General features: G+C 66.9%; 1 protein-coding gene. It reads right to left on the bottom strand.

What is annotated here, in order from left to right; translation table 11 throughout:
- Nucleotides 1-1,575: peptidoglycan D,D-transpeptidase FtsI family protein (locus WAW39_RS12170; protein WP_422319147.1), on the bottom strand; the 1,575-nt coding region annotated here is incomplete at its 3' end.
- Nucleotides 1,576-1,585: the final 10 nt, after the last annotated feature.

Below are 1,585 nucleotides of genomic sequence, written 5' to 3' on the forward strand. Positions count from 1 at the left end.
GGCGGGGGTGATCTTGACGTCGTGGGCGGTGGGGCGGTCTTCGATGTCGTGGAGGACTTTGGCGATGATGGGGGCTGCGGTGCCGCCGCCGGAGAGGCCGCCCTGCCCTGCATTCCCTTCGACCATGACGGCGAAGGCGAGGGGCGGATTGGTGTCTACAAATCCGGCGAACCAGACGACGTTGGCCTTGGCGCCGCGCAGCACCCACTGGGCGGTGCCGGTCTTGCCGAAGACGGCGACTTTTTTCAGGCGGGCGGCTTTGCCGGTGCCGCGGGCGTGATTGACCACGCCAAACATGCCGCTGCGCACGGTTTCGAGGTCCATCTGGCTGACGGGCATGAGGGCATCACGACATGGGATGCTGACGTCTCCGAGGCGGCCGGTCTGGGACTGGGTGTGGGAGACGAGGCGGGGGCGCGGGCGGCAGGAGCCATTGGCGAGGGTGGCCATGACCATGGCCATCTGCAGCGGGGAGGTCTCGGTGACGCCCTGGCCGATGGAGAGATTGGCGAGGTCGTGATTGGAGGGGGCGGTACGGGGGAGATTTCCGGTGGCGGTTTTCAGGGGGAGGACGGGGGCCACGCCGAGGCCGAACTCGTGCGCCATGTAGAGGATGGGGCGGTCCCGCGTGAGCATGGCGGACTGGTAGAAGTAGGTGTTGCAGGAGCGGATGAGAGCGGCGCGGGCATTGAAGAAGCCGTGATCGTCCTTGGACCAGTTGTCGAACTCGCGGCCGTCGATCATGAGGGAGGGGCCGCAGTCGAACTCCATCTCGGCGCTGACGGTGCCGGCGCGGAGTCCGGCGAGGACGACGATGGGCTTGAAGATGGAGCCGGGGGGGTAGGTGCCGAGGAGGGAGCGATCAAAGAGGGGGCCGTCGATGTCCTGCGTGAGGGCGGTGAAATCGGTGGCGGAGATGCCGCCGGCAAAGGCATTGGGATCGTAGTGCGGGAGGCTGGCCATGGCGCGGATGTCTCCGGTGAAGGCATCGACGATGACCATGGCGCAGCGGTGCTTGGACTGGGAAAGGGCGCTCTCGGCGAGGCGCTGGGTTTCGAGATTGAGGGTGGTGACGACATCGCGCCCGGCGGCGGGCGGGGCGAAGACCTGCTGATAGACGACGCTACCAGCATCTGCCATCATGAGGCAGAGGGTGCCATCGGTGCCGGTGAGCTGTTTATTGAACGCGGCTTCGAGGCCGGTGGCGCCTTTGGTGCGCTGCCAGAGGGGTTCATTGCGGAGGATGGCGCCGGCGGGCGGTGCGCCGTCTGAGGAGACGTAGCCGAGGACGTGGGCGGCCATGCCTTTGTGCGGGTAGTGGCGGATGTACTCGGTGCGTAGGCTGGCGTGGGCGTGCTTTTGCGGATGGATGACGAGGTCCTGCGTGAAGGCATCGCTGACGGTGATGGGGAGCTCGCGGCGGGATTCGTAGTGGCGCTTGAGGGTTTCGGCATCGGGCAGGCGCGCGACGGGGAGATCGGCCTTGGTGGCGTCGATTTCCTGCTGGAGCCAGGCGGTGTAGGTCTCCAGGGTGCTGCGGTTGTCTGCGGGCACGGTGAACTGGAGGCGGCGCACGGTGGTGTTT

This window comes from Prosthecobacter sp., from assembly GCF_049294395.1.
Taxonomy (GTDB): Bacteria; Verrucomicrobiota; Verrucomicrobiia; order Verrucomicrobiales; family Verrucomicrobiaceae; genus Prosthecobacter.